This is a genomic window from Nostocoides australiense Ben110 (assembly GCF_001050535.1).
Lineage (GTDB): Bacteria > Actinomycetota > Actinomycetes > Actinomycetales > Dermatophilaceae > Nostocoides_A > Nostocoides_A australiense.
The window spans coordinates 1519611-1542544 of record NZ_HG764815.1 but is presented as its reverse complement, the minus strand read 5'-3'; the positions used below and the strand labels follow the sequence as shown (position 1 = coordinate 1542544).

Below are 22934 nucleotides of genomic sequence, written 5' to 3'. Positions count from 1 at the left end.
CACGTGGCAGGTCGACGCTCTCCCGGGCGACACCGGCCTCGACGGCGCCAGCATCATCGCCGCCGCCGCCTCCGGTGAGCTGGGCGCCCTGGTCGTCGGCGGCGTCGACGCGAGCGACCTCGGCGACGGCGCGGCATACGACGCACTCGAGAGGGCCTTCGTCGTCTCCCTCGAATACCGCCCCAGCAGCGTCACCGCGGCCGCGGACGTCGTCCTGCCGGTGGCGCCGCACGCCGAGAAGGCCGGCACCTTCGTCGACTGGGAGGGGCGGGTGCGGCCGTTCGCGGCGGCACTGGAGACCAACGCCCTCTCCGACTACCGGGTCCTCGACATGCTGGCGAGCGAGCTCGGGCACTTCCTCGGCGCGCGCAGCCTCGAGCAGGTGCAGACCGAGATGAGCACGCTCGGGCCGTGGTCCGGTGCCCGCGCGAGCAAGCCTGCCGCCCTCCCGGCGCAGGTGCCCTCGACCCGGCCCGGCCAGTTCGTCCTCGCCACCTGGCACCACCTGCTCGACAAGGGCCGCCTCCAAGACGGCGAACCCTTCCTCGCCGGCACCGCCCCGGCCGCCGTGGCCCGGATCTCCGCATCCGGGGCGCAGGCGCTCGGTGTCCACGACGGCGAGCAGGTCACGGTCACCGGCCCGGCGGGCAGCGTGACCGTGCCGCTGGCGGTGACCGAGATGGTCGACAACGTCGTCTGGGTCCCGACCAACTCGGCCGGCTGCCGCGTCGCCGTCCTCGGCGCCGGCGCCGGCTCGCTCGTCACCGTCACCCCCGGAGGTGCCTCGTGAACGTCTTGACCGTCCTCGCCGCGGCGGAGCCCTATGTGCCGCGCGACAACCCGGTCGCCGACTTCAGCGACACCCCCGTGTGGCTGTCGCTGGTCAAGGCGCTCTTCCTGTTCGTCTATCTGCTGCTCAGCACGCTGCTCGTCATCTGGTTCGAGCGACGCGTCATCGGCCGGATGCAGCAGCGCCCCGGCCCGAACCGCTTCGGTCCGTTCGGCATCTTTCAGACCCTCGCCGACGGTGTGAAGCTGGCGCTCAAGGAGGACATCGTCCCCAAGAACGCCGACAAGCTGATCCACCTGCTCGCGCCGATCCTCGCCGCGTCGATGGCCTTCGTCTCCTTCGCGATCATCCCGTTGGCCGGCAACGTGCGCATGTTCGGCCACACCACGCCGCTGCAGCTGACCGACGTGCCGATCGCGGTGCTCATCGCGTTGGCGGTCGCCGGCGTGGGTGCCTACGGCGTCGTGCTCGCCGGCTGGTCGTCGGGCTCGACCTATCCGCTGCTCGGTGGGCTGCGCTCCAGCGCCCAGATCATCAGCTACGAGATCGCCATGGGTCTGTCGCTCGTCGCCGTCTTCCTCTACAGCGGTTCGATGTCGACCTCGCAGATCGTCGCCAATCAGCGGAGCATCTGGCACGTCATACCGCTGGTCGTCTCCTTCGTCATCTATGTCATCACGATGGTCGGCGAGACCAACCGGTTGCCCTTCGACCTCGCCGAGGGTGAGGGCGAGCTGACCGCCGGGTTCATGACCGAATACAGCTCGATGAAGTTCGCAATGTTCTTCCTCGGCGAATACATCAACATGTTCACCGTCGCCGGCCTGGCGACCACCGTCTTCCTCGGCGGCTGGCAGGCCCCGCCCGGCATCGCGGCCATCAACGACGGCATGTTCAACCACGGCTGGTGGGGCCTGCTGTGGTTCACCGTCAAGCTGTGGCTGTTCATGTTCCTCTTCGTGTGGCTGCGTGGTTCGCTGCCCCGCACGCGGTATGACCAGTTCATGCGCTTCGGCTGGAAGTTCCTCATCCCCGTCACGATCGTGTGGGTCGTCGCGGTCGCCTTCCTCCAGGCCGCCGACCACGGTTACCTCGGAGAGAAGGTCGTCTCGATCTTCGGCGCCGAGCGTCGCCTGGCCTCGTTGATCGTCATCGGCGCGCTCGCCCTGTTGGTGCTGGCGGCGACGTGGATCTGGGAAGGCCGCCAGGCTGCCAAGATCGAGGCGGCCAAGCCGGTCGTCCCCGACGCGATCGATCCGTATGCCGGGGGCTTCCCCGTGCCGCCACTGCCCGGACAGCGCCTCGAACAGGCCTCTCCCGCCCCGACCAAGGAAGTGCTCCATGGCTGAGGACAAGCCCGGCTTCTTCAGTGAGATGTTCGCCCCCGTCGGCGGATTCGGCGTCACCTTCGCGACCATGTTCAAGAAGGTCAAGACCGTCGAATATCCCGAGGTCAAGCGCCCCACCCAGCCGCGTTTCCACGGACGTCACCAGCTCAATCGCTATCCCGACGGGCTCGAGAAGTGCGTCGGCTGCGAGCTGTGCGCATGGGCGTGCCCGGCGGACGCGATCCTCGTCGAAGGCGCCGACAACGACGACACCCCCGGCGGCACCGGCCGCTTCTCGGCGGGTGAGCGGTACGGCCGCGTCTACCAGATCAACTATCTGCGCTGCATCTTCTGCGGCCTGTGCATCGAGGCCTGCCCGACCCGCGCGTTGACGATGACCAACTTCTACGAGCTGGCCGGCTACAACCGCGCCGACCTCATCTTCACCAAGGAGCAGCTGCTGGCGCCCTTGCAGGCCGGGATGGACGAGCCGCCGCACCCGATGGCCGAGGGCCTGTCGGAGCGCGATTACTACCTCGGAAAGGTCGAAGGGGGTGCCAAGTGACCAGCACCGCTGAAGCCGTCACGTTCTGGATCCTCGGGTCCATCGCCGTGCTCATGAGTCTCGGCCTGCTGTTCGCCAGGAAGGCCGTGTATGCCGCCATGGGCGTCGCGGTCACGATGACCATCCTCGGCATCTTCTATGTCGCGCAGGGCGCCCCATTCCTCGGGGTCGTGCAGGTGTTCGTCTACTCCGGCGCCGTGATGATGCTCTTCCTGTTCGTCGTCATGCTCGTCGGTGTCGACTCCTCCGACAGCCTCATCGAGACCATCAAGGGCCAGCGCTGGATCGGGCTGCTGCTCTCGCTCGGCCTGGCCATGCTGCTCGCCGGGATGATCGGCAAGGTCACCATCGACGGCACCCCGACCCTCGACGCGGTCAACCAGGGCGGCCACATCTCGGCGATGGCCAATGTCATCTTCGGCAAGTACGTCTGGGTCTTCGAGATCACCTCGGCCCTGCTCATCACCGCCGCCCTCGGCGCAATGGTGCTCGCCCACCGCGAGCGCCTCGGCGCCAAGCCGAACCAGAAGGCCTGGTCGCAGGAGCGCTTCCGCCGCGGCGAGTACGTCTCCGGCCTCCCGGCCCCCGGTGTGTATGCACGGCACAACGCCGTCGACACCCCGGCGCTGCTGCCCGACGGCACACCCAGCGAGCTGTCCGTCTCGCGCACGCTGCAGGCCCGCGACCAGGTCGCCCTGCCCGGCCAGTACACCGCCGCCGAACAGCAGCTGCAGAAGGAGATCGAGGAGGGGCGCACGCGATGAGCCTGATGAACTACATCTACCTGGCCATGATCCTGTTCGCCATCGGCGCAGCGACGGTGCTCACCCGCCGCAACGCGATCATCGTGTTCATGGGTATCGAACTGATGCTCAACTCGGCCAACCTCGCCTTCGTCACGTTCGGGCGGATGCACCAGTCCATCGACGGAGCGGCCATCGCGCTGTTCGTCATGGTCGTCGCGGCCGCCGAGGTCGTCGTCGGCCTGGCGATCATCATGGCCATCTTCCGTGCCCGGCGTTCGGCCTCGGTCGACGACGCGAACCTGCTGAAGTACTGAGAAGGGGATAACACAACGTGTCCGCCCTCCTGACACAGCTGGCACTCGAAACCGCCACGTCCTCGGACGCGGTCTCGATGCCCGGCTGGTGGCTCATCGCCCTGCCGTTGGCCGGTGCCGCCTTGTTGCTGCTCGGTGGCAGGGCCACCAACAGCTTCGGCCCCGCCCTGGCCACCGGCTTGTCCTGGGCCAGCTTCGGGCTCGGCGTCGTCGCGCTGCTGCAGTTGCTGGCCGTCGACCCCGACCAGCGCTCGACCCACCAGACGCTCTTCAACTGGATCCCCGCCGGTGCCTTCCAGCTCAGTGCCGGCCTGCAGATCGACACCCTGTCGGTCAGCTTCGTGCTGCTGATCACCTTCGTCGGTTCGCTGATCCACGTCTATTCGCTCGGCTACATGAGCCACGACCCCGACAAGCGGCGCTTCTTCGCCTACTTGAACTTCTTCGTCGCGGCCATGTTGCTGCTGGTGCTGGCCGACTCCTTCCTGCTGCTGTTCGTCGGCTGGGAGGGCGTGGGCCTGGCCTCCTACCTGCTCATCGGGTTCTGGAACACGCGGGAGGCCGGAGCGATCGCCCCGGGCCACTTCGCGGAGGCCAACGCCGCCGCCGCCAACAAGGCGTTCGTCGTGAACCGGGTCGGCGACATCGGCCTGTCGTTGGCGATCGCGCTGATGTTCGCCACCTTCGGTGCCGTCGACTTCGCCAGCGTCAACGCCGGGGTCGCCGCGGGCGGCGCCGGCACGGCGACGCTCACCGCCATCGGTCTGCTGCTCCTGCTCGGCGCCTGCGGAAAGTCCGCGCAGTTCCCGCTGCAGAGCTGGCTCGGCGACGCGATGGCCGGCCCGACGCCGGTGTCCGCGCTGATCCACGCCGCGACCATGGTGACCGCGGGTGTCTACCTCGTCGTCCGCAGCCATACCATCTTCGAAGCCGCCCCCAACGCCCAGCTCGCCGTCGCCATCGTCGGCGCGATCACGCTGACATACGGTGCGATCGTCGGGTGCGCCAAGGACGACATCAAGAAGGCGCTCGCCGCCTCGACCATGTCGCAGATCGGCTACATGATGCTCGCCGCGGGCCTGGGCCCGGTCGGCTACGCCTTCGCGATCTTCCACCTGATCACCCACGGCTTCTTCAAGGCCGGGATGTTCCTCGGCGCCGGCTCGGTCATGCACGGCATGAGCGACCAGGTCGACATGCGCCGCTTCGGCAACCTGAACAAGTTCATGAAGATCACCTGGATCACCTTCGGCCTCGGCTGGCTGGCGATCCTCGGTGTGCCGCCCTTCTCCGGGTTCTGGAGCAAGGACAAGATCATCGAGGCCGCCTTCATCGGCGAGGGCTGGCGCCCCTGGGTCTTCGGCCTGGCCGCGCTGCTCGGCGCCGGCGTCACCGCGTTCTACATGTCGCGCCTGTTCTTCATGACCTTCCACGGCAAGGAGCGCTGGACCGACGAGCCGAAACAGCACCCGCACGAGTCGCCGCTGACGATGACCCTCCCGATGATGGTGCTCGCGCTGGGCTCTGCCGGGCTCGGCCTGATCCTCGGCCCGACGGACATCTTCACCAAATGGCTCGAGCCGGTCACCGGCCACCCCGAGCATGGCGAGCCCGTCCTGTCCGTGCCGGTCCTGATGACGCTGACCCTGCTGCTGGTCGCCCTCGGTGCCGGGCTCGCGTGGCTGCGGTATGGCCGTGACGAGGTCCCGATGTACGCTCCGGCGGGCAATGCGCTCACGCGGGCCGCCCGCAAGGATCTCTACCAGGACGACATCAACGAGGCCGTCTTCATGTGGCCGGGCGTCAAACTGGTCCGCTCGGTGATCTGGACGGACAACGAGGTGGTCGACGGCGGCGCGATGGGTCTGGGCAAACTGACCGGCGGCACCGCCACCTGGCTGCGCCGCATCCAGAACGGCTATGCACGCTCCTACGCCTTGACGATGCTCGCCGGCATCGTCGCCGTCCTCGGAGCACTGTGGGTGATGAACTGATGGATAACTTCCCCTGGCTGACCGCGATGATGGTCGTGCCGCTCATCGGCGCGGCCTTGATCGCGGCGCTGCCCTCGGCGATGGCGGCCCGCGCCAAGGAGCTGGCCCTGGCCTTCTCCGTCGCGACGCTCGCCCTGGGTGTCGGCGCCCTCACGCAGTTCGATCTGCACTCGATGCAGCAGTTCCAGCTCACCGAGACGCACTCGTGGATCGAGAGCTTCGGCGTCTCCTACGCTCTCGGCGTCGACGGCATCGCCATCACGCTGATTCTCATGGCCGCCGTCCTCACCCCGGTGTGCATCCTGGCCGCCTGGCACGACGTGCCCGAGGGCGGCAGCCGCGAGAAGAACTACTTCGCGTGGACGCTGCTGCTGCTCGCCTTCATGGTGGGTGTCTTCGCCGCCACCGACGTCTTCCTCTTCTACGTCTTCTTCGAGGCGATGCTGATCCCGGTCTACTTCCTGATCGGTGGGTATGGCGGACCGGGCCGGCAGGCGGCTGCGGTCAAGTTCCTGCTGTTCTCCCTCGCGGGTGGGCTGGTCATGCTGGCGGCCGTCATCGGCCTCTACATGCAGGGCCCGCGCGGCCCGCAGGGCTTTCTCATCAACAGCCTGACCGGCCTGAACATCGACCCGACCACCCAGAAGTGGCTCTGGCTCGGATTCTTCATCGCCTTCGCCGTCAAGGCCCCGATGTGGCCCGTCCACACCTGGCTGCCCGACGCCGCCGGTGTCGCCAAGCCCGCCACGGCCACCCTGCTCGTCGGTGTCCTCGACAAGGTCGGCACCTACGGCATGATCCGCTTCTGCCTGCAGCTGTTCCCCGACGCCAGCGAATGGGCCACGCCAGTGGTGATCGCCCTGGCTGTCGTCTCGATCTTCTACGGAGCCTTCGCCGCGATCGCGCAGAACGACCTGATGCGCCTGATCGCCTACACCTCGATCAGCCACTTCGGTCTGATCGTGCTCGGCATCTTCGCGATGACGACGACCGCGCACGCCGGGGCCGCGCTCTACATGATCAACCACGGCTTCTCGACGGCCGCCCTCTTCCTTGTCGCCGGCATGCTCATCGCGCGCCGGGGGAGCACCAAGATCTCCGACTACGGCGGCTGGCAGCGGGTCGTCCCGGCGATCGCCGGCGTCTTCCTGATCTCCGGCCTGTCGAGCATGGCGCTGCCCGGCCTGAGTTCCTTCGTCTCGGAGTTCCTCGTCCTCGCTGGCACCTTCCAGCGCTACAAGGGCGTGGGGGCCATCGCCGCCTTGTCCATCGTGCTCGCCGCCCTGTACATCCTGTGGATGTACAAGCGGATGATGACCGGTCCCCGGCCGGAAGGCGTCGTACATCGCGACCTGACGTGGCGCGAGAAGTTCGTCGTGGCCCCGCTCATCCTGAGCTTCCTGTTCCTGGGTGTCTATCCCAAGCCGGTCCTCGACATCCTCAACCCTGCCGTCCAGCGGGTCCTCACCGAGGTGGGGGTGAGCGACCCCTCACCGGTCGTTCCCGCCGCCGCTGCAACCGAGAGTGAGAAGTGATGGACAGCCAGTTCACCGCGACCGCGGTCAACTACTGGGCGATCATGCCCATCCTGATCGTCTTCGGCGGCGCCCTGGTCGGCGTGCTTGTCGAGGCCTTCGCCCCGCGCAGCTCACGGCACTCCATCCAGGTCGCCCTGACCCTGCTCACCGTGGTCCTCGCCTTCGGGGCCTTGGTCTGGAAGTCGGTCGACGACCAGGGGTCGACCCTCGCGGGGGCACTGATGATCGACGGTCCGACCCTGTTTCTGCAGGGCTCGGTCCTGCTGCTGTCGTTCGTCGCCGTGTTGCTCATGGCCGAGAAGTTCGGCAGCGCCGGCGCAGACGCCTTCACGCCGATGGGTGCGGCGGTGCCCGGCAGCCCGCTCGAGGCGGCCGCCGCCCGCGCGGGATGGGGCACCGGCGAGGTCTTCCCGCTCGCCCTGTTCTCCATCGCCGGCATGATGATCTTCCCGGCCGCCGGCGACCTGCTGACGATGTTCGTCGCGCTCGAGGTGCTCTCGCTGCCACTCTACATCCTCACCGGCTTGGCCCGCCGCCGCCGGCTGCTGTCGCAGGAGGCGGCGCTGAAGTACTTCCTCCTCGGGTCCTTCTCCAGCGCCTTCTTCCTCTTCGGGTCGGCCCTGCTCTATGGGTATGCCGGGTCGATCCAGTTCGGCCAGATCTCCGCCGCGATCTCCGCTGCCGGCGTCGAGTTGGACGGGCTGTTGTTGCCGGGTGCCTTCTTCGTGCTCGTCGGCCTGCTGTTCAAGGTCGGCGCGGTGCCGTTCCACATGTGGACGCCGGACGTCTATCAGGGGGCTCCCACCCCGGTCACCGGGTTCATGGCCGCCTGCACCAAGCTCGCCGCATTCGGGGCGATCCTGCGCCTGGCCTACACCGGAATCGACGCCGACCGCTGGGACTGGCGGCTGGCCGTCGGCGCGATCGCGGCGCTGACGATGATCGTCGGGTCGATCCTGTCTGTGGCGCAGACCGACATCAAGCGGCTGCTGGCCTACAGCTCGATCGCCCACGCCGGGTTCATCCTCGTCGGTGTCCTGGCCTTCGACATCACCGGCGTGACCGGCGTGATGTTCTACCTGCTCGCCTACGGCCTGGCCACGCTCGCCGCGTTCGGCGTCATCGCCCTCGTGCGTGACGGCAACACCGAGGCTTCGCACATCGGGCAATGGGCCGGCCTTGGTCGTCGACACCCCGTCGTCGCGGGTGTCTTCGCGCTGCTGCTGCTCACCTTCGCCGGCATCCCGCTGACCTCGGGTTTCACCTCGAAGTTCGCGGCTTTCGCCCCGGCGATCGCCCACGGCGGGCGGATGGGCGCCGTGCTCGTGGTCATCGGTGTGCTCTGCAGCGCGATCACCGCGTTCGTGTATGTCCGCATCATCGTGCTGATGTACTTCAGCGACGCCAAGGGCGAGGTCGTCGCGTTGACCCCGTCGGTGCTGACCACCCTCGGTCTGGCGATCGCCGTCATCCTCACGATCGGTCTGGGGATCTTCCCCTCGCCGGTGCTCGATCTCGCCGGCCAGGCGAGCCAGTTCCTGCGCTGACCCGATGGTTTCACCCGCACCTGCTCCTGCCCTCCCGGGGATCTCCCCGGGGCTGCAGGCCCGACTCGACGCCGGCCTCGCGGCCGTCGAGGCAATGCTTCATGCCCGCGTGGACCATGACGACCCCTTCATCGCCGAGGCCAACGCCCACCTGCTCGCGGCGGGCGGCAAGCGGTTCCGGCCGCTGCTGACGCTGCTGGCGGCCGAGCTCGGCGACGGCATCAACGACGATGTCATCGCCGCAGCCGCCGGCGTCGAACTGACCCACCTCGCCTCGCTCTATCACGACGATGTGATGGACGATGCGTCCACCCGGCGCGGGGTGCCGAGCGCGAACGCGAAGTACGACAACTCGACGGCGATTCTCGTCGGAGACCTCCTCTTCGGCACCGCCTCCGACATCATCGCCGACCTCGGCCCCGAGGCTGTCAAGATCCAAAGCCAGACGTTCATCCGGTTGTGCTCGGGCCAGATCCGCGACGACCGGCACTGCCCACCCGGGGCCGACCCGCACGAGTATTACCTCGACGTGCTCGCCGACAAGACGGGCGTCCTGATCGCCACCGCGGCCCGCTACGGAGCCCTGTTGTCCGGTTGCTCGCGCGAGCTGATCGCCACCTTGATCGAGTACGGCGAGCGCATCGGCGTCGCCTTCCAGCTCGCCGACGACCTGATCGACGTCTCCTCCGAGATCGACGTCCTCGGCAAGGCCCCCGGCACCGACATCCGCGAGGGCAAGCGCACCTTGCCGATCATCTACGCGCTCGCCTCCACCGACCCCGCCGACGCCCGCCTGCAAGACCTGCTCCGGGTCGTTGAGCCCAGCGACGAGCAGGTGGCCGAGATGCTGGCCCTGCTGCGACCGCATACGGCCATGCAGCGCGCGCAGGAGGAGACCGACGCCGTCGCCGCCGGCGCCAAGGCGGTCCTCGCGAACGTCCCCGACGGCGAGGTCAAGTCCGCCCTCATGGACCTCGCCGACCGCGTCGTCGCCCGCCGCTCCTGATCTTTCGGCCTCGGCGGGGTGGGTCGGCTATTTCGCTATCCGGCTCATGACTTCGGCGTCCACCTTAGTGCCTGGGACGATGCTGAGCTGCCATTGACCGTCGTGCCCGCGCGATATCATGATTCGCGAGTCGGATTCTTGGGTCGGCCACGCAGGCAAGGTCCAATGCCCTAAGTGGGTTTCTTGGTTGGGATCATCGCTTGGGTCGACCTCTGCCAATTCGACCACTCCAGAGGTTGGGAATACGCCATTCAAGGTTCCGTATCCTCGCGTATCATTCATATGTACGGGGCCTAGAACCCCATCTCCAATGAATCGCACGACAAGAAATGTGGGGGGAGTCTCCCCGTCCGGAACGAAGATGGCAACTTCACCCGTCACGACTGGTTTCCCCAGAATCTTGCCAAGATCCGGGATAGCGCTCAATTGTTGCGGGAACTGGCGCGTATTGCGATCCTGCTTTTCGAAAGCCAAGCTGCTTTCGGAAGGCTCGACTGAGGTCGCGCGTGCCGTTCTTGCTATGAGACCATTAGTAGGAACCGCTTGACCACGGTTCGCGGCATCGTTGCAGGCCCCGGCGTCCTCGAGCAACTCTTGTAAAGTTGACATCCGCGAGGAGCTAACTCCGAGTGTTTGCTGGGCCTCCGAGACGAGTGTGTCGAGTCGGGCTAGGGATGGTGTGCCTAGCTCAAAGACCCGCCCATCGCTCGTCGCCACGAATCGCAGTTGGCGGTGAGGCTTTCCGTCGTCCCTGACGGTGGGCGAAGTCAACCCCATGACGACCTCTACGCCCACAGGAAGCTTGTCCACATCGATCCAACCTGGAACGACAACATCCATGCGGCCGGACTCGACGGGGGCGAGCTTGATGTAGGAGTCGCCGTTCCAGTATTGGACACGTTGCCATCGCGTGTCTTTCACGGTGAGCTGAGCCGACTTGCGCCCTGTGGTATTGATTGTTCCCCCAACAAGGGCATCCACGACGGTCAACGTCCCGATTGCCTTGGTGTAAGGGTCGCCATCTGAGTTGTCGGCGTACGATGACGTGGCGAGCGGTGTGGAGGCAGGCAACGAAGCACGTCGGCCCGTTGCGCACGCGACTTGGGTCATAAGGATAGCCACTGCGCATCCAAGACTCCATACTCTCCGGAATCGCATTGTGCCCTCCTAGGAGAATCTCACAAGCGCGCGCGCTCGATCGATTGCGACTGATGTCCAATAGCCCTGGGCTGTGCGCATTCGGTTATAAACTGCGACTCGCATATCTTGAACGTCCCCTTCAACAGTGGTCCCGACTTCCGGTGTGTCGCAAAACGACCATGAGCTTACTGGGATGCAATCGACTCACTCGAAATACCAATTCCAACTACTGCGCGGCTGATCAAGGTCGCGATCTCCGCTGCCGTCCCACGCTTTGAAGTCGGGATATCCGCACGTGTCATTGGCGGATGGATAGTCGCCATAGTTGAGTCTCAGAGCAACTTTCACATACCCGGAGTCTGACGATGAGACCGTTCGATAGTTGGCTCGCGCCTTCATGCCGGCGATGTCGTGGCCCTGATGGTCTGCTACGCGCGTGGTGTTGAACGCGGCAGACGTTGAGTCATACCCGGTCATTCGTGCGTACTTTAGCGAGCCATCAACGCCTCCCGAGTAGGCAGCTGAGAATTGAATAGCCGTGGGCAACCGGGATCAGTCGACCTGATCCTAAGAAGTCTCGGCGAGATGACCAGAACTCCGCACCAGCCTTTGCGTCATTCAGGAGATAATCTGGGTAGGAGTTCGGAAAGTCTCCGGGCCAGGAGATTTTTAGTTCCTGGTTCCAGCAGCCGTCTGGGATGTCCGCGGCTACCGCTTGGGGGGGGGCTCCCGTACGCTAGTACGCAGCACGCGAAGACTCCCGCGAGGACTCTCAACAGAATCATGTTCCCACAGTGACAGGCGCGGCGATTGTCCGCAACGGCTGGCGCGCATGTACTCGGCGACGGCACGCTCAGCGCAACGAGGGAGCCGGAGAGGTGGAGGCCCGCCGGGTGTGCGGCGTGGCCGCCAACCGGCTGAGGGGTAGTTCGATTCGCCGTGGATGTCGTGGCGGGTCAGGATGGCTCGGTGTCCGAGGTCATGGCTGGCTTTGTTGCTGATGTGGGGATGGGGGACCGAGGCGGAGGTTAGCCACGAATGCCGCCGATTCGCGCCTTGGGCTCATGCTCAATCTCTTGAGCTCGGCCCCGAGCGCTAGGTGCTGCCGCAGCGTGGTCCCCCTCAGACGTCGAGGTCGGCGTGGCCCGGGGCCTACCGCTCGTAGGAGCGGGGATCCTCCCGGGGCTCGAGGTGGATCGTCATGTCCAGATCGGGCACGCTGGCCAGCAGGTCGGCTTCGATCTCCTCGACCAGGTCGTGCCCGCGCTGGACGCTCCAGGCGCCCGGCACGAGCACGTGTGAGGAGGCGAAGACCTTGTGGCCGGCCTCGCGGGTGCGCAACTCGTGATAGCTCACCTCGTCGCTCGTATGCCGGTCCAGGACGGCGGTGATCGCCTCCTGCCGCTCGGCGTCGATGGTCTTGTCCATCAGCCCGTCCACGGACTGGCGGATCAGGTGCCAGCCGGTCCAGATGATGTTGCAGCCCACCAGGAAGGCGATGACCGGGTCGAGCCGCTGCCACTTCGTGACGGCGACGAGGAGCACGCCGACAACGACGCCGACGGAGGTCCACACGTCGGTCAGCAGGTGCTTGCCGTCGGCGACCAGGGTGATCGAGTTGTGCTGACGGCCGGCCCTCAGCAGGGTCAGCGCGACCGTGCCGTTGACCACCGAGGCGATCGCCGAGATCCCCAGTCCGACACCGACATTCTCCAAGCCCCGTGGGTGGAGGAAGCGCTCGACAGAGGTGATCAGGATGAAGATCGCCGCGAGGAAGATCATCAATCCCTCGACCACCGCCGAGAAGTACTCCGCCTTCGAATGCCCGTAGTGATGGTCGTCGTCCGGCGGGCGGCTCGCCACGTGCAGGGCCAGCAGGGCGACGAAGGCCGCGACCAGATTGACGATCGACTCGGCCGCGTCCGAGAGCAGGCCGACCGAGCCGGTCAGCATATAGGCACCGAACTTCAGCGCGATCGTCGCGATCGCCGCGGCAATGGAGAGCCAGGCGAACTTCGTCAGATTCGCGCGCTGAGCCGTCATACCGGCATTGTCCCTCGCGAGATCTGAGCCTGCGCTGAGACCGGCGGCCTAGGCTGCGGCCGGGTCGAGGGGCGGTATGCCGCGCGCGCGCCGGGCGGCCTGCAGGGAGTCGATCGTCAGGAGCAGCAAGGCGATCCAGACGATCCCGAAGCCGACCCAGAGCCGGCCGGACACGTGCTCATGCAACACGATCACACCCACCAGCAATTGCATCACCGGCGTCATGAACTGGATGAGCCCGATGGTCACCAGCGGCACCCGCTGCGCCGCCGCCGCGAAGAGCAGGAGCGGGACCGCGGTGATGATCCCCGCGAGGGTCAACAAGGTCGTATGACCGGGGCTCGCGCCATACGTCGCATCCCCGGCGCCGGCGACGAGGATCAGGATGAGCGCGGCAACCGGCGTCAGCACCGCCGTCTCGGCGAAGAGCGAGTGCCACGGATCCAAGGCGACCCCGAGCCGCTTCTTGAGCAGCCCATAGGTCCCGAAGGACAGCGCCAGGCTGATCGCGATCCACGGGAAGTGCCCGCCCTCGAGCGCCAGATAGATCGCCGCGATCGCGCCGACCGCCACGGCGAGCCACTGCAGTGGCCGCAGCCCCTCGCCGAGGATGACGACGCCGAGCGCCACCGTCACCAGCGGGTTGAGGAAGTAGCCGAGGGCCGCCTCATACGTGTGTCCCGAGAGCACGGCGAAGACGTAGATCACCCAGTTGGCAGCGATGACCAGGGCCGCCGCGATCAGTCCGAGCGACAGGCGCCGGCTGCGGGCCACCGTGCGCATCCACGCCCAATCCCGCCGCACCGCGAGGATCGCCAAGCACAGCAGCATCGTCCACACGATCCGGTGGGCGAGGATCTCCCACGCCCCGGCCGGCTTGAGCGCGTGGAAGTAGATCGGGAAGATCCCCCAGATGCCATAGGCCAGCAGGCCGTATGCCGTGCCCCGCCGGACGCGGTCGGCCTCCGACGATCGCGCGACCGCCGGCGGCGGTGTCACCCGACGGTCCAGGTGTCCCTGCCGGCGAGCAGGGCGGCGAGGTCGGCGTCGGTGGCCGGTGCGCCGGGTCGTGACGGCGGCCTCGATCTGGCCGCGGACGAGGTCGTCATATGTCGGTCGCTCGACCTGCCGGAAGATGCCCATCGGCACGTGGGTCATCGAGGAGTCGTCGATGCGGCTGAGTTCGAACTGCCGGCTCGGGTCGGGGTCGGTCGGGTCGTGGACGATGACCTCACGGTCGCCGGCCTCGGCCTCCGGGACGAAGACCAGCTTTCCGCCCTCGCGCACCAGCACCTTGCGATCGTCCTCCGCGCCGACCGTGACCGGCTGCCCCTGCGCGAGGTGGACGAGACGAGCCTGCTGCTGGTCGCGGTCTTTGATCGCATCGAACGCGCCGTCGTTGAAGATCGGGCAGTTCTGATAGATCTCGACCAGGGCCGTGCCGCGGTGTGCCGCAGCGGCTTTGAGGATCTCGGTCAAGTGGGCGCGGTCGTTGTCGAGGCTGCGGGCGACGAAGGTCGCCTCCGCCCCGAGCGCCAGGCTGACCGGGTTGAACGGGGTGTCGACCGACCCGGCAGGCGTGGACTTGGTGATCTTGCCCTGCTCGGAGGTAGGGGAGTACTGCCCCTTGGTCAGCCCATAGATCCGGTTGTTGAACAGCAGAATGGTCATATTGACGTTGCGGCGCAGCGCGTGGATCAGGTGGTTGCCGCCGATGGAGAGGGCGTCGCCGTCACCGGTGACGACCCACACCGACAGGTCCGGCCGCGATGTCGCGAGCCCGGTGGCGATCGCCGGCGCCCGCCCGTGGATGGAGTGCATGCCGTAGGTGTCGAGGTAATAGGGGAACCGCGACGAGCAGCCGATCCCGGAGACGAAGACGATGTTCTCCTTGCGCAGCCCCAGTTCGGGCAGGAAGGACTGCACGGTGTTGAGGATGATGTAGTCGCCGCAGCCGGGGCACCAGCGCACCTCCTGGTCGGAGGTGTAGTCCTTCTTCGTCAGCTTCGCGTCCCCGCCCAGCCGGTGCATGCCCTCCAGGCCGCGAGGGAGCGGCATACCGAGGTCGACCGACTCCCCACGGTGCTGCTCGATGGGGCGCTCGTCGGTGGTGGTGCCCAGCGGTGCTGCCATTGCCCAAAGGACTTTCGTCTCGACCAGTGCGGGAATTCCCACACACAACCGTTCGATTTTACGCGCTCCTGGAGCTTCCGGCGGCGAACGCGCCCGGGATCCGGACGTGTGGCCAGTGTGTTGACTAGGCTGCGTGGCGTGGAGGCGTATGTGGTGGCAGCGGCCGTCCTCGGAGTGGGCGTGCTGCTCTTTGTCGCGGCGATGGCCGCGCGCTGGCTGTTCGCGCCACGCACCCGCACGGTGGCGAGCGGCACGACCTACGAATCGGGAGTCGACCCGGTGGGCACCGGCTGGGCGCAGACCCAGGTGCGCTATCTCGTCTATGCCTTCCTCTATGTCATCTTCGCCGTCGACGCCGTCTACCTCTTTCCGTGGGCGCTCGTCGCGCGCGGCCACCTGGGCCGCGCCTCGCTCGTCGAGGTCGGCGTCTTCATCGGCATCATCCTCATCGGACTGGCCCACGCCGCCCGGCGCGGCCTGCTGAAATGGACCTAGGAGCCAGCCGTATGCCGGTCGATCTCCCCACTCCCCGCGTCGGGCCGGTCGGTGCGCACGCACCGAAGCCGATGCGGGTGGTCCTCAACTGGGGGCGCCGCTACAGCCTGTGGGTGTTCAACTTCGGGTTGGCCTGCTGCGCGATCGAGTTCATCGCCGCCTCCATGGGCCGGCACGACTTCATGCGCCTCGGCGTCATCCCGCTCGCGCCCGGCCCGCGGCAGGCCGACCTGATGATCGTCTCCGGCACCGTCACCGACAAGATGGCCCCGGCCGTGCGCCGGCTCTATGACCAGATGCCCGAGCCGAAATACGTCATCTCCTTCGGTGCCTGCTCCAATTCCGGTGGGCCCTACTGGGATTCGTACTCGGTGACCAAGGGTGTCGACACGATCATCCCCGTCGACGTCTACGTCCCGGGCTGCCCGCCCCGCCCAGAGGCGCTGCTGCAGGGCATTTTGAAACTGCAGGAGAAGATCGCCGCCGAACGCATCGGCGACAGCGTCCCGCGCCGGTATGCCGGCCACCGCCTCGCCTCCGCTGCGGAACTCACCCGGCCGATCGTCACCGCGCCGGGGGGCCGTGGAGACCGGCTCCTGACAGATCGATGACAGGGCACCCCTGAACAGTGGTCGCAGTCCCGGGCAATCCGCCCGGGAGGACCACAACGGAGGAAATCCCATGTCTTCACGAATCGCCGTCGGCGGTTTGCTCGCCGCCGGACTGAGCGTCCTCGGCGCCGCAGGGGCCGGCGCCGCACCCTCGGGTATGCCGCATACGGCCGCCACGCCCAGCCCCACCACCGCCTCGGCCCACGGAGGCTACTTCCGTGACGCCTTCAACTTCCAGGCACCCGGCTGGCGGGGTGTCGTCGGCCGGTGGAGCGTCAAGAACGGCACGCTGTTCGCGCAGGGAATGCCGGGCCGCTTCTCGTCGGTCAAGCACGTCAACACCTATGACGACTTCGACTACGAGGTGCGGATGAACCGGATAGGCAATAGCGACGGCAGCGCACCGAACTGCCTGATCATTCGCGCCAATCCCAACCGGCTCAGCGAGGCGGACCTGTGGCTGCCGGGCTATTACTTCTGTTACACCAACAACGGCAAGGCGTTGGCCGTCGCCTTCGACGCCCGCGGCAACCGGCGCGAGTTGATGGACTACACGCCGGTGAAAGAGATCGGCACGGGCGGCGGCTATCGGACCGTGCGCGTGCAGGCCTTCGACCACGTCTTCTACTTCAGCGTCAACGGCAAGGAGATCGGCGCCTTCAAGGACGACTTGTCGAGCTTCGGCCAGGTCGGTGCCGGGTTCTATGTCGAGCCGGGCAAGCGCGGCAGCCTCGCCCTCGACTACGCCAATCTCGGACCGATCAAGGCCGCAATCTCCGGCTGACCGGTCAGCCGGAGCGGTGCTGGTCCGCCGCGTGGCGGATCAGCATCGACCCGCGGGCGAAGTCCGGCCCGAGCACGAGGCCGGACTTCGCCCGCGCGGGCAGCGCCGCCCGGTGCCGCTCGACCACCGCCGCCTGCCACGGCGTCAATACCGCCCCGGCGACACGCAGGTGCTCATCGGCGAGATCGAGCACGTCGGCTGCGCCGTCACTGCTCAAGGCCGCCATGGCAGCCCCCGCGCCGGAGAGCACCTCTCCGGTCACGAGCAGGTCGCCGCCACCGGCGAGCTGATCCAGTGATTGCGCGAATCGAAGCAGCGCGGAGCCTGGGTCGCCGCTGCCCAACGCGGCCCAGCCGGCGTTGGTGGTGAACAACGACGGCGGAGCCAAGCCCAGCTCCTCCTCGACCTGCGCCAGCGCCCGGTCCAGGATTTCCAACGCCTCCCGCGGATGGTCCGAATCGATCAGTGCCAGAGCAACTTTCGGGACCACCTGGGTCAGGTCCACGGCGCTGGGCGCGGCGGCAATCAACCGCCAGGCCTCCTGGCCCGCTGCCACCGCCTCGGTGGCCCGACCGAGGGCGGCGAGCATCACGGCATACGCGCCGAGGGCCTCCGGCACGTGGTGCTCCGCCTGAGCCTGCGCGTGCGCGACCGCTTCCTGGGCGCACTCCAGCGCGCGCGGGAAGTCACCGTGCACATACGGGCCGACCGAGCGCAGGATGTGCAGCCGGCCCAGCCAGTCCGCGTCGTCGGCCAGGTCCGGGACGAGATCGTCGAGGACCGATCGCTGCTCCAGTCCCTGGTCCTGCGGCAGGAGCGCCGCCTCGAGCAAGCGCAGGATCGCCGTATGCCGCGGGCTGAGCACACCGGTGGCCAGGGCCGCGCGCACCAGGCGCACCCCCTCGCTGCCGGTTTCGACGAAGAACCAGTACCGGCACAAGACGATGGCCAAGTCACCGAGGGTTTCGGCGTCGCGCAGGCGCAACGCATCGCGCAAGGCCGAGTGATAGTCCGGATAGGACGTCGCGACCTCCTTGATGAGGGCGTCGGTCAGCAACTGATCGCGCCAGCGTGCGGCATACCATCCGCGGTAGCGTCGCATCGTGTCCTCGGTCTCGTCGGCCTCGGACAAGTGCTCCATCAGGAATGCTCTGGAGGGGCGCAGGATGCGCATGCGGGCCTGGCCGCCACGCCGGACGACCTGGATCTGGGCTTCGCGGATCAGCGTCCGGATGGCCGCCGGGATGTCGGCTGCAGCGATTGTCGGCACATGACCGACGATGGCTTCGGCCGCCGCCATGTCGAAGGTTCCGGAAAAAACAGCCAACCGCCGCAACACGATTCGCGACGCCTCGGGAAGCCGATCGACGCTCCAGGCGAGGGTTTCGCGCAGCGTGCGCTGGCGCGCGGTGCGGTCCCGTTCGACCGCCTCGATGTCGAGGGGCGACTCGACCAGGCTGAGCAGCTCGGTGACGGATGAGGCGATGGACTGCCCGGCAACGATCTCCAGCGCCAGCGGCAATCCGTCCACCCGGCGGGTGATCTCCGCAGCTCGCGCATAGTCGTCTTGCGACAGGCGTAGGCCGGGCAAGTGGTCGCCGAGGCGCTCGACGAAGAGTTGGACAGCGGGCGAGACGGATACGCCATCCGGCGTCGCCCCGGGTGCCGGCGCGGCGAGCGGTGCGAGGGGGAGTTGGCTCTCGCCGACGAGTCCGAGCGGCACTCGGGAGGTCAGGACGATGCGTGGGCCGGCCACGTCGCTCAGCAGGCGTTCGATCAACGTGGCCGTTGCCGCCACCGACCACTCGGCCTCATCGAGCAGGACGATTTCCTCGCTGTCGCGGAGTGCTGTGACGAGCGTGTCCACCGGATCGCCGCCACCGAGAGTGAGGCCCGCGGCGCGCGCAATGGTCTCGGCAACTTCGGCCGCGGAGACATCTGCGCCACAAGGTAGTTCGGCATAAACGAGGCGCGCGTCCGCTGGCAGGGTGTGTGCGTATTCGATGAGCAGACGGCTCTTGCCGACGCCGCCGGGGCCGACGATCGTGATCAGCCGGCGACCGGCTCCGGCGAGGTCAGCGAGTTGACGCAGCTCGGCCCCCCGGCCGATGGTGCGCGTGCGCGGCCTGGGCACGACGCCGCGTCGCGCCGGAGCGGATCGCGGTGCCGGCCCGACGCTGGGGTCCTGGTTGAGAATCCGCACCTGCATGGCGGCAGTGGCGGGACCGGGATCGATGCCCAGTTCGTCACGCAGTCCACGCCGCAACCGGTCGTAGACGGTGAGCGCTTCACCCTGCCGGCCGAGCCGATACAGGCCCTCCATGAGCAGTTCGTGCGCCCGCTCGCGCAATGGCTCGCGCTCGGCGAGATCCTGCAACGCGAGAACTGCATCGGTGAGTTCGCCGACCGTGCCGCCTGCCAGCAGTCTTTCGGCGAGTTCCTCCACTGCGGCGTCGCGCAGTTCGTGCAGCCGGGGTCGTGCGCCGGCCACGAGCTCGTCGCTCACCCCGCCGAAGGCCTCCGGGCCGGACCAGAGCAGCAGCGCCTGCTGCAGAAGTTCGATGATCTCGCGCCGGCGATCGGGGACGAGGGCACGGGCGGCCGAGATCAACCTGGTGAACTCGTCGGCGTCGAGGGTGGCCCGGGGATGGAGCTGGTAGCCGGCGTCGTGACGGTGGATGGCGTGCGGTCCCAGAGCCCGGCGGAGCCGGGCGATGACGGTGTGGACCACGCTGGTGTCAAGGGTGTGAGCATCCGCGCCCCAGACGGCGTCGAGGATGGCATCGGGCGTCACCGGCCGGCCGCGGCGCATGAGAAGTAGCGCAAGCACGTCGCGGGCGCGCTGCCCGCGCAGCACCGCGGCGTCGGGTCCGGCTTGGAGTGCCCCGAGTACGCGGTAGTCCACCCTCACCATGAAAGCAGTCACGCGCGTCACGCGCAGCGAGTTTACGCAACTGCTCCACGATCGCCGGATGTCAGCGGGTTCTCCGGTGGAGGGGTCGCGCGCCCCGCGTGTGACGCGATTGCGGCGACCAGATCGGTGATCGCGAACGTGCACTCCGTCGGGTCGCTCGGGTCAACCCTCGCGCCGCACCGGTCCAGCCATTGGCGCACCGGCCGGTTCTCTCGTAGAGCCGAGCAGGTGAACTGCGAAATTCCCTGGGCGGCAGCGGAATGTGCCAGCTCTTCGACAAGAGCCAAGCCGACTCCCTGGCCGTGCGCCGCGTCCACGACCGCGACGGCAACCTCCGCCCGAGACGGGGTCCCCGGCAGGCGAGTCCACTCCGCGTGCCCCACGGGGCCGTGGGGCGCCACGGCGAGCAGCACGTGCCGGTGGCCCGGGACGACTCGCGCGAGTTGCTCGAGGTAGCGGGGCGGGACCGACGGCATTCCGGTATGGAAGCGCAGCCAGCGGGAGCGCTCGGACAGGCCGTCGAAGACGGGACGGACCAAGGCGACCTCGCCGCCGCGCAGGCTGATCAGCCGGACGCGGCCACCGGGCGTGAGGTGATGGCGGATGGCGGGATGGATGAGACTGGACATCGCCCCAGCCTGAATGCGCGGTCTGTCGCGCCTCTGTCGTGGACCGGTCAGACGCGGAGGGCGTCAGCGCGCGGCGAGTTGGCTGATCGCCTCGACGAGTTCGTCAGTGGTGAACGGGAGGCCGCGCACGCGGGCATACGACTGAGCATCCACCAGGAACGTGGCGCGGACGAGCATCGCGAGCTGGCCGCTGTTCATCTCCGGCACAAGAACTTTCGGGTACGCCCGAAGCACCTCGCCGAGGTTGGCGGGGAAGGGGTTGAGGTGGCGCAGGTGTGCCGTCGCGACGTTGAGGCCGTTCGCCCGCACAGCCCGGGCCGCGGCCGTGATCGGTCCGAACGTCGAACCCCACCCGAGGACCAGGATCTCCGCAGTGCCACTCGGATCGTCGACGACGACGTCCGGCACCGTGATGCCGTCGACCTTGGCCCGCCGCAGCTGGGTCATCCGCTCGTGGTTGTCGGGGTCATAGGAGATGTCGCCGGTGATGTCGGCCTTCTCGATGCCGCCGATGCGGTGTTCGAGGCCGGCGGTGCCGGGGATCGCCCACGGCCGGGCCAGGGTCTGCGGGTCGCGCAGATAGGGCTGGAAGACCGGCCCGCCCTGGGCGTCGACCGCATTGGGCCCGTCGGCGAATTGCACTGTCAGGTCGGGCAATTCGCCGACGACCGGCAGTTGCCACGGCTCGGCACCATTGGCGAGATAGCCATCGGAGAGCAGCACCACCGGGGTCCGATAGGTCGTCGCGATGCGCACCGCCTCGAGGGCGGTGTCGAAACAATCGGCCGGGGAGCGGGGCGCGATGACTGGCACGGGTGCCTCGCCGTTGCGGCCGAACATCGCCTGCAGCAGGTCGGCCTGTTCGGTCTTGGTGGGCAGGCCGGTCGAGGGCCCGCCGCGCTGGACGTCGACGACGACGAGCGGCAGCTCCAACGAGACCGCCAACCCGATCGTCTCGGCCTTCAAGGCGAGGCCGGGGCCTGAGGTCGACGTGACCCCGAGCTTGCCGCCGAAGGCGGCCCCCAGCGCGATCCCGACCCCGGCTATCTCGTCCTCGGCCTGCAGGGTCATCACGCCGTAACGCTTCAAGCCCGAGAGGGTGTGCAGGATGTCCGAGGCGGGAGTGATCGGATAGGAGCCGAGGACCAGTTGCAGTCCGGCGCGGTGGGCGCCGGCGACCAGGCCGTACGCCAACGCGGTGTTGCCGGTGACATTGCGATAGGTGCCGGCGGGCATGGGTGCCGGGGCGACCTCATACGGCGACGCGAAGTCCTCCGTCGTCTCGCCGTAGCTCCAACCCGCCTCCAGCGCAGCCAGATTCGCCGCGAGAATGTCCGGCTTTGACCCGAACTTGCCCCGGAGGAAGGCCCGGGTGCCCTCGATGGGCCGCGAGTACATCCACGACAGCAGGCCGAGCGCGAACATGTTCTTCGCGCGTTCCTTCTCCTTGCGCGTCAGCGACGCGAAGGGCGCCAGCGCCTCGACGGTCATGCTCGTCAGGCCGAGGTCGTGCACATGCCAGGACTCGAGCGAGCCGTCCTCGAGCGGATTGGTCGCATAGCCGACCTTGCTCAGATTCCGCTTGGAGAACTCGTCCCGGTCGGCGATGATCGTCGCCCCGCGCGGCAGGTCGCGCAGGTTCGCCTTCAGCGCCGCCGGGTTCATCGCCACGAGGACATCCGGCGCATCACCGGGGGTGAGCACGTCGTGATCGGCGAAGTGCAGCTGGAAGCTGGACACCCCGGGCAGCGTGCCCTGCGGCGCGCGGATCTCGGCGGGGAAGTTCGGCAGCGTCGACAGATCGTTGCCGAGACTCGCGGTGTCCGCGGTGAAGCGCTCGCCCGTCAACTGCATACCGTCGCCGGAATCCCCGGCGAAGCGGATCACGACGCGATTGACCTGGGTGCTGGGCATATCGCCCATAGTAGGGCGACCTAACCCGTCCGCGCCCCGCGTGCGTCTTCGCCTCCTGGTGGTCGTCGTTAACTGAGTCACGTCATCTGTGTGGGAGTGACGTCATGGCGTCACTCCCACACAGATGACGACGACATCCACAGGCGCGCGAGCGACTTTGCGCCGTCCACAGGCCTGACTCGTGCCACGTTGGCGTGATTCCGGGTCGGGCCGGATGTTTGTGCTGGTCAGCGGCTTGAAGGCTTCGAGGTTGACACACTAATCGGGCCGGTAGGGTCGGTGCTCGTGGTGTTTGTGCGGAAGGTCCCGACCGCTTCGGGGGCCACGGCGGTGCAGATCGCTGAGCGTGTCGGGGACCGCGACAACGTGATTGAGCACGTGGGATCGGCACGCACGCCGGCTGAGCTGGTCGCCCTGCTCGAGGTCGCGCGGGCACGGATGCA

The 22934-nt window shown here is 67.6% G+C and carries 17 protein-coding genes and 4 pseudogenes; 13 read left to right on the top strand and 8 right to left on the bottom strand.

Features of this window, described 5'->3' with window-relative positions; genetic code table 11:
* The 9 genes and pseudogenes from BN11_RS07380 to BN11_RS07340 all read left to right on the top strand — a co-directional run.
* A partial coding sequence (locus BN11_RS07380) for a molybdopterin dinucleotide binding domain-containing protein (protein ID WP_048696232.1) occupies positions 1 to 790 on the top strand: 790 nt, incomplete at its 5' end.
* Positions 787 to 2139 carry an NADH-quinone oxidoreductase subunit NuoH gene (gene nuoH / locus BN11_RS07375; protein ID WP_053084032.1) on the top strand — a complete coding sequence of 451 codons (1353 nt, stop codon included), beginning with the start codon at positions 787 to 789 and terminating at the stop codon, positions 2137 to 2139. The genes BN11_RS07380 and nuoH, both read left to right, overlap by 4 nt.
* Positions 2132 to 2668: pseudogene (nuoI, locus tag BN11_RS07370) on the top strand (NADH-quinone oxidoreductase subunit NuoI); the annotation flags it as partial. The gene nuoH and the pseudogene nuoI, both read left to right, overlap by 8 nt.
* 11 nt (positions 2669 to 2679) lie before the next feature.
* On the top strand, positions 2680 to 3447 hold the full coding sequence (locus tag BN11_RS07365; protein ID WP_048696231.1) for an NADH-quinone oxidoreductase subunit J: 768 nt from the start codon (positions 2680 to 2682) through the stop codon (positions 3445 to 3447).
* The gene (nuoK, locus tag BN11_RS07360) at positions 3444 to 3743 is read left to right on the top strand and encodes an NADH-quinone oxidoreductase subunit NuoK (protein ID WP_048696230.1); all 300 of its coding nucleotides are present in this window, start codon (positions 3444 to 3446) and stop codon (positions 3741 to 3743) included. Before BN11_RS07365 ends, nuoK begins: the two co-directional genes overlap by 4 nt.
* 77 nt (positions 3744 to 3820) lie before the next feature.
* The gene (gene nuoL / locus BN11_RS07355; RefSeq protein ID WP_053084220.1) at positions 3821 to 5737 is read left to right on the top strand and encodes an NADH-quinone oxidoreductase subunit L; all 1917 of its coding nucleotides are present in this window, start codon (positions 3821 to 3823) and stop codon (positions 5735 to 5737) included.
* Positions 5737 to 7272, top strand: coding sequence for an NADH-quinone oxidoreductase subunit M (locus BN11_RS07350; protein ID WP_048696229.1), 1536 nt, complete (start codon positions 5737 to 5739; stop codon positions 7270 to 7272). Before nuoL ends, BN11_RS07350 begins: the two co-directional genes overlap by 1 nt.
* A complete protein-coding gene (gene nuoN, locus BN11_RS07345) occupies positions 7272 to 8822 on the top strand; it encodes an NADH-quinone oxidoreductase subunit NuoN (RefSeq protein WP_048696228.1) in 1551 nt (516 codons plus the stop codon). Before BN11_RS07350 ends, nuoN begins: the two co-directional genes overlap by 1 nt.
* Before the next feature lie 4 nt (positions 8823 to 8826).
* Positions 8827 to 9828 (top strand): polyprenyl synthetase family protein, encoded by a 1002-nt coding sequence (locus BN11_RS07340; protein ID WP_048696226.1) that lies wholly within the window; start codon positions 8827 to 8829, stop codon positions 9826 to 9828.
* A 27-nt stretch (positions 9829 to 9855) separates the two neighbouring features.
* On the opposite strand, the gene BN11_RS22485 is transcribed toward BN11_RS07340, so the two are convergent.
* The 5 genes and pseudogenes from BN11_RS22485 to BN11_RS25100 all read right to left on the bottom strand — a co-directional run bounded on the left by BN11_RS22485 (position 9856) and on the right by BN11_RS25100 (position 15069).
* Positions 9856 to 10938: a hypothetical protein gene (locus tag BN11_RS22485; RefSeq protein WP_235435401.1), complete on the bottom strand. Its 1083-nt coding sequence runs from the start codon at positions 10936 to 10938 to the stop codon at positions 9856 to 9858.
* A 234-nt stretch (positions 10939 to 11172) separates the two neighbouring features.
* Positions 11173 to 11445, bottom strand: coding sequence for a hypothetical protein (locus BN11_RS22480; RefSeq protein ID WP_157044020.1), 273 nt, complete (start codon positions 11443 to 11445; stop codon positions 11173 to 11175).
* A gap of 675 nt (positions 11446 to 12120) precedes the next feature.
* On the bottom strand, positions 12121 to 13011 hold the full coding sequence (locus BN11_RS07335) for a cation diffusion facilitator family transporter (protein ID WP_048696224.1): 891 nt from the start codon (positions 13009 to 13011) through the stop codon (positions 12121 to 12123).
* Between the two features lie 48 nt (positions 13012 to 13059).
* Positions 13060 to 13944, bottom strand: a pseudogene (rarD, locus tag BN11_RS25105) (EamA family transporter RarD); the annotation flags it as partial.
* 62 nt (positions 13945 to 14006) lie between these two features.
* Positions 14007 to 15069: pseudogene (locus tag BN11_RS25100) on the bottom strand (2-oxoacid:ferredoxin oxidoreductase subunit beta).
* Positions 15070 to 15282: 213 nt separating this feature from the next.
* Here BN11_RS25100 and BN11_RS07320 point away from each other — a divergent pair.
* From BN11_RS07320 to BN11_RS07310, 3 genes are all read left to right on the top strand, one after another.
* Positions 15283 to 15639: an NADH-quinone oxidoreductase subunit A gene (locus BN11_RS07320; protein WP_048696221.1), complete on the top strand. Its 357-nt coding sequence runs from the start codon at positions 15283 to 15285 to the stop codon at positions 15637 to 15639.
* Positions 15640 to 15650: 11 nt separating this feature from the next.
* Positions 15651 to 16250 carry an NADH-quinone oxidoreductase subunit B gene (locus BN11_RS07315; RefSeq protein ID WP_157044019.1) on the top strand — a complete coding sequence of 200 codons (600 nt, stop codon included), beginning with the start codon at positions 15651 to 15653 and terminating at the stop codon, positions 16248 to 16250.
* Positions 16251 to 16320: 70 nt separating this feature from the next.
* Positions 16321 to 17034: a hypothetical protein gene (locus BN11_RS07310; RefSeq protein WP_048696217.1), complete on the top strand. Its 714-nt coding sequence runs from the start codon at positions 16321 to 16323 to the stop codon at positions 17032 to 17034.
* A 4-nt stretch (positions 17035 to 17038) separates the two neighbouring features.
* Here the strand turns inward: BN11_RS07310 and BN11_RS07305 are convergent, their stop codons facing one another.
* The 3 genes from BN11_RS07305 to BN11_RS07295 form a co-directional block, all read right to left on the bottom strand.
* The gene (locus tag BN11_RS07305; RefSeq protein WP_157044018.1) at positions 17039 to 19969 is read right to left on the bottom strand and encodes a BTAD domain-containing putative transcriptional regulator; all 2931 of its coding nucleotides are present in this window, start codon (positions 19967 to 19969) and stop codon (positions 17039 to 17041) included.
* Between the two features lie 11 nt (positions 19970 to 19980).
* The gene (locus BN11_RS07300) at positions 19981 to 20577 is read right to left on the bottom strand and encodes a GNAT family N-acetyltransferase (protein ID WP_048696215.1); all 597 of its coding nucleotides are present in this window, start codon (positions 20575 to 20577) and stop codon (positions 19981 to 19983) included.
* A gap of 63 nt (positions 20578 to 20640) precedes the next feature.
* On the bottom strand, positions 20641 to 22491 hold the full coding sequence (locus BN11_RS07295) for a 2-oxoacid:acceptor oxidoreductase subunit alpha (RefSeq protein WP_235435400.1): 1851 nt from the start codon (positions 22489 to 22491) through the stop codon (positions 20641 to 20643).
* Positions 22492 to 22776: 285 nt separating this feature from the next.
* Here BN11_RS07295 and BN11_RS26335 point away from each other — a divergent pair.
* Positions 22777 to 22934: pseudogene (locus BN11_RS26335) on the top strand (IS1634 family transposase); the annotation flags it as partial.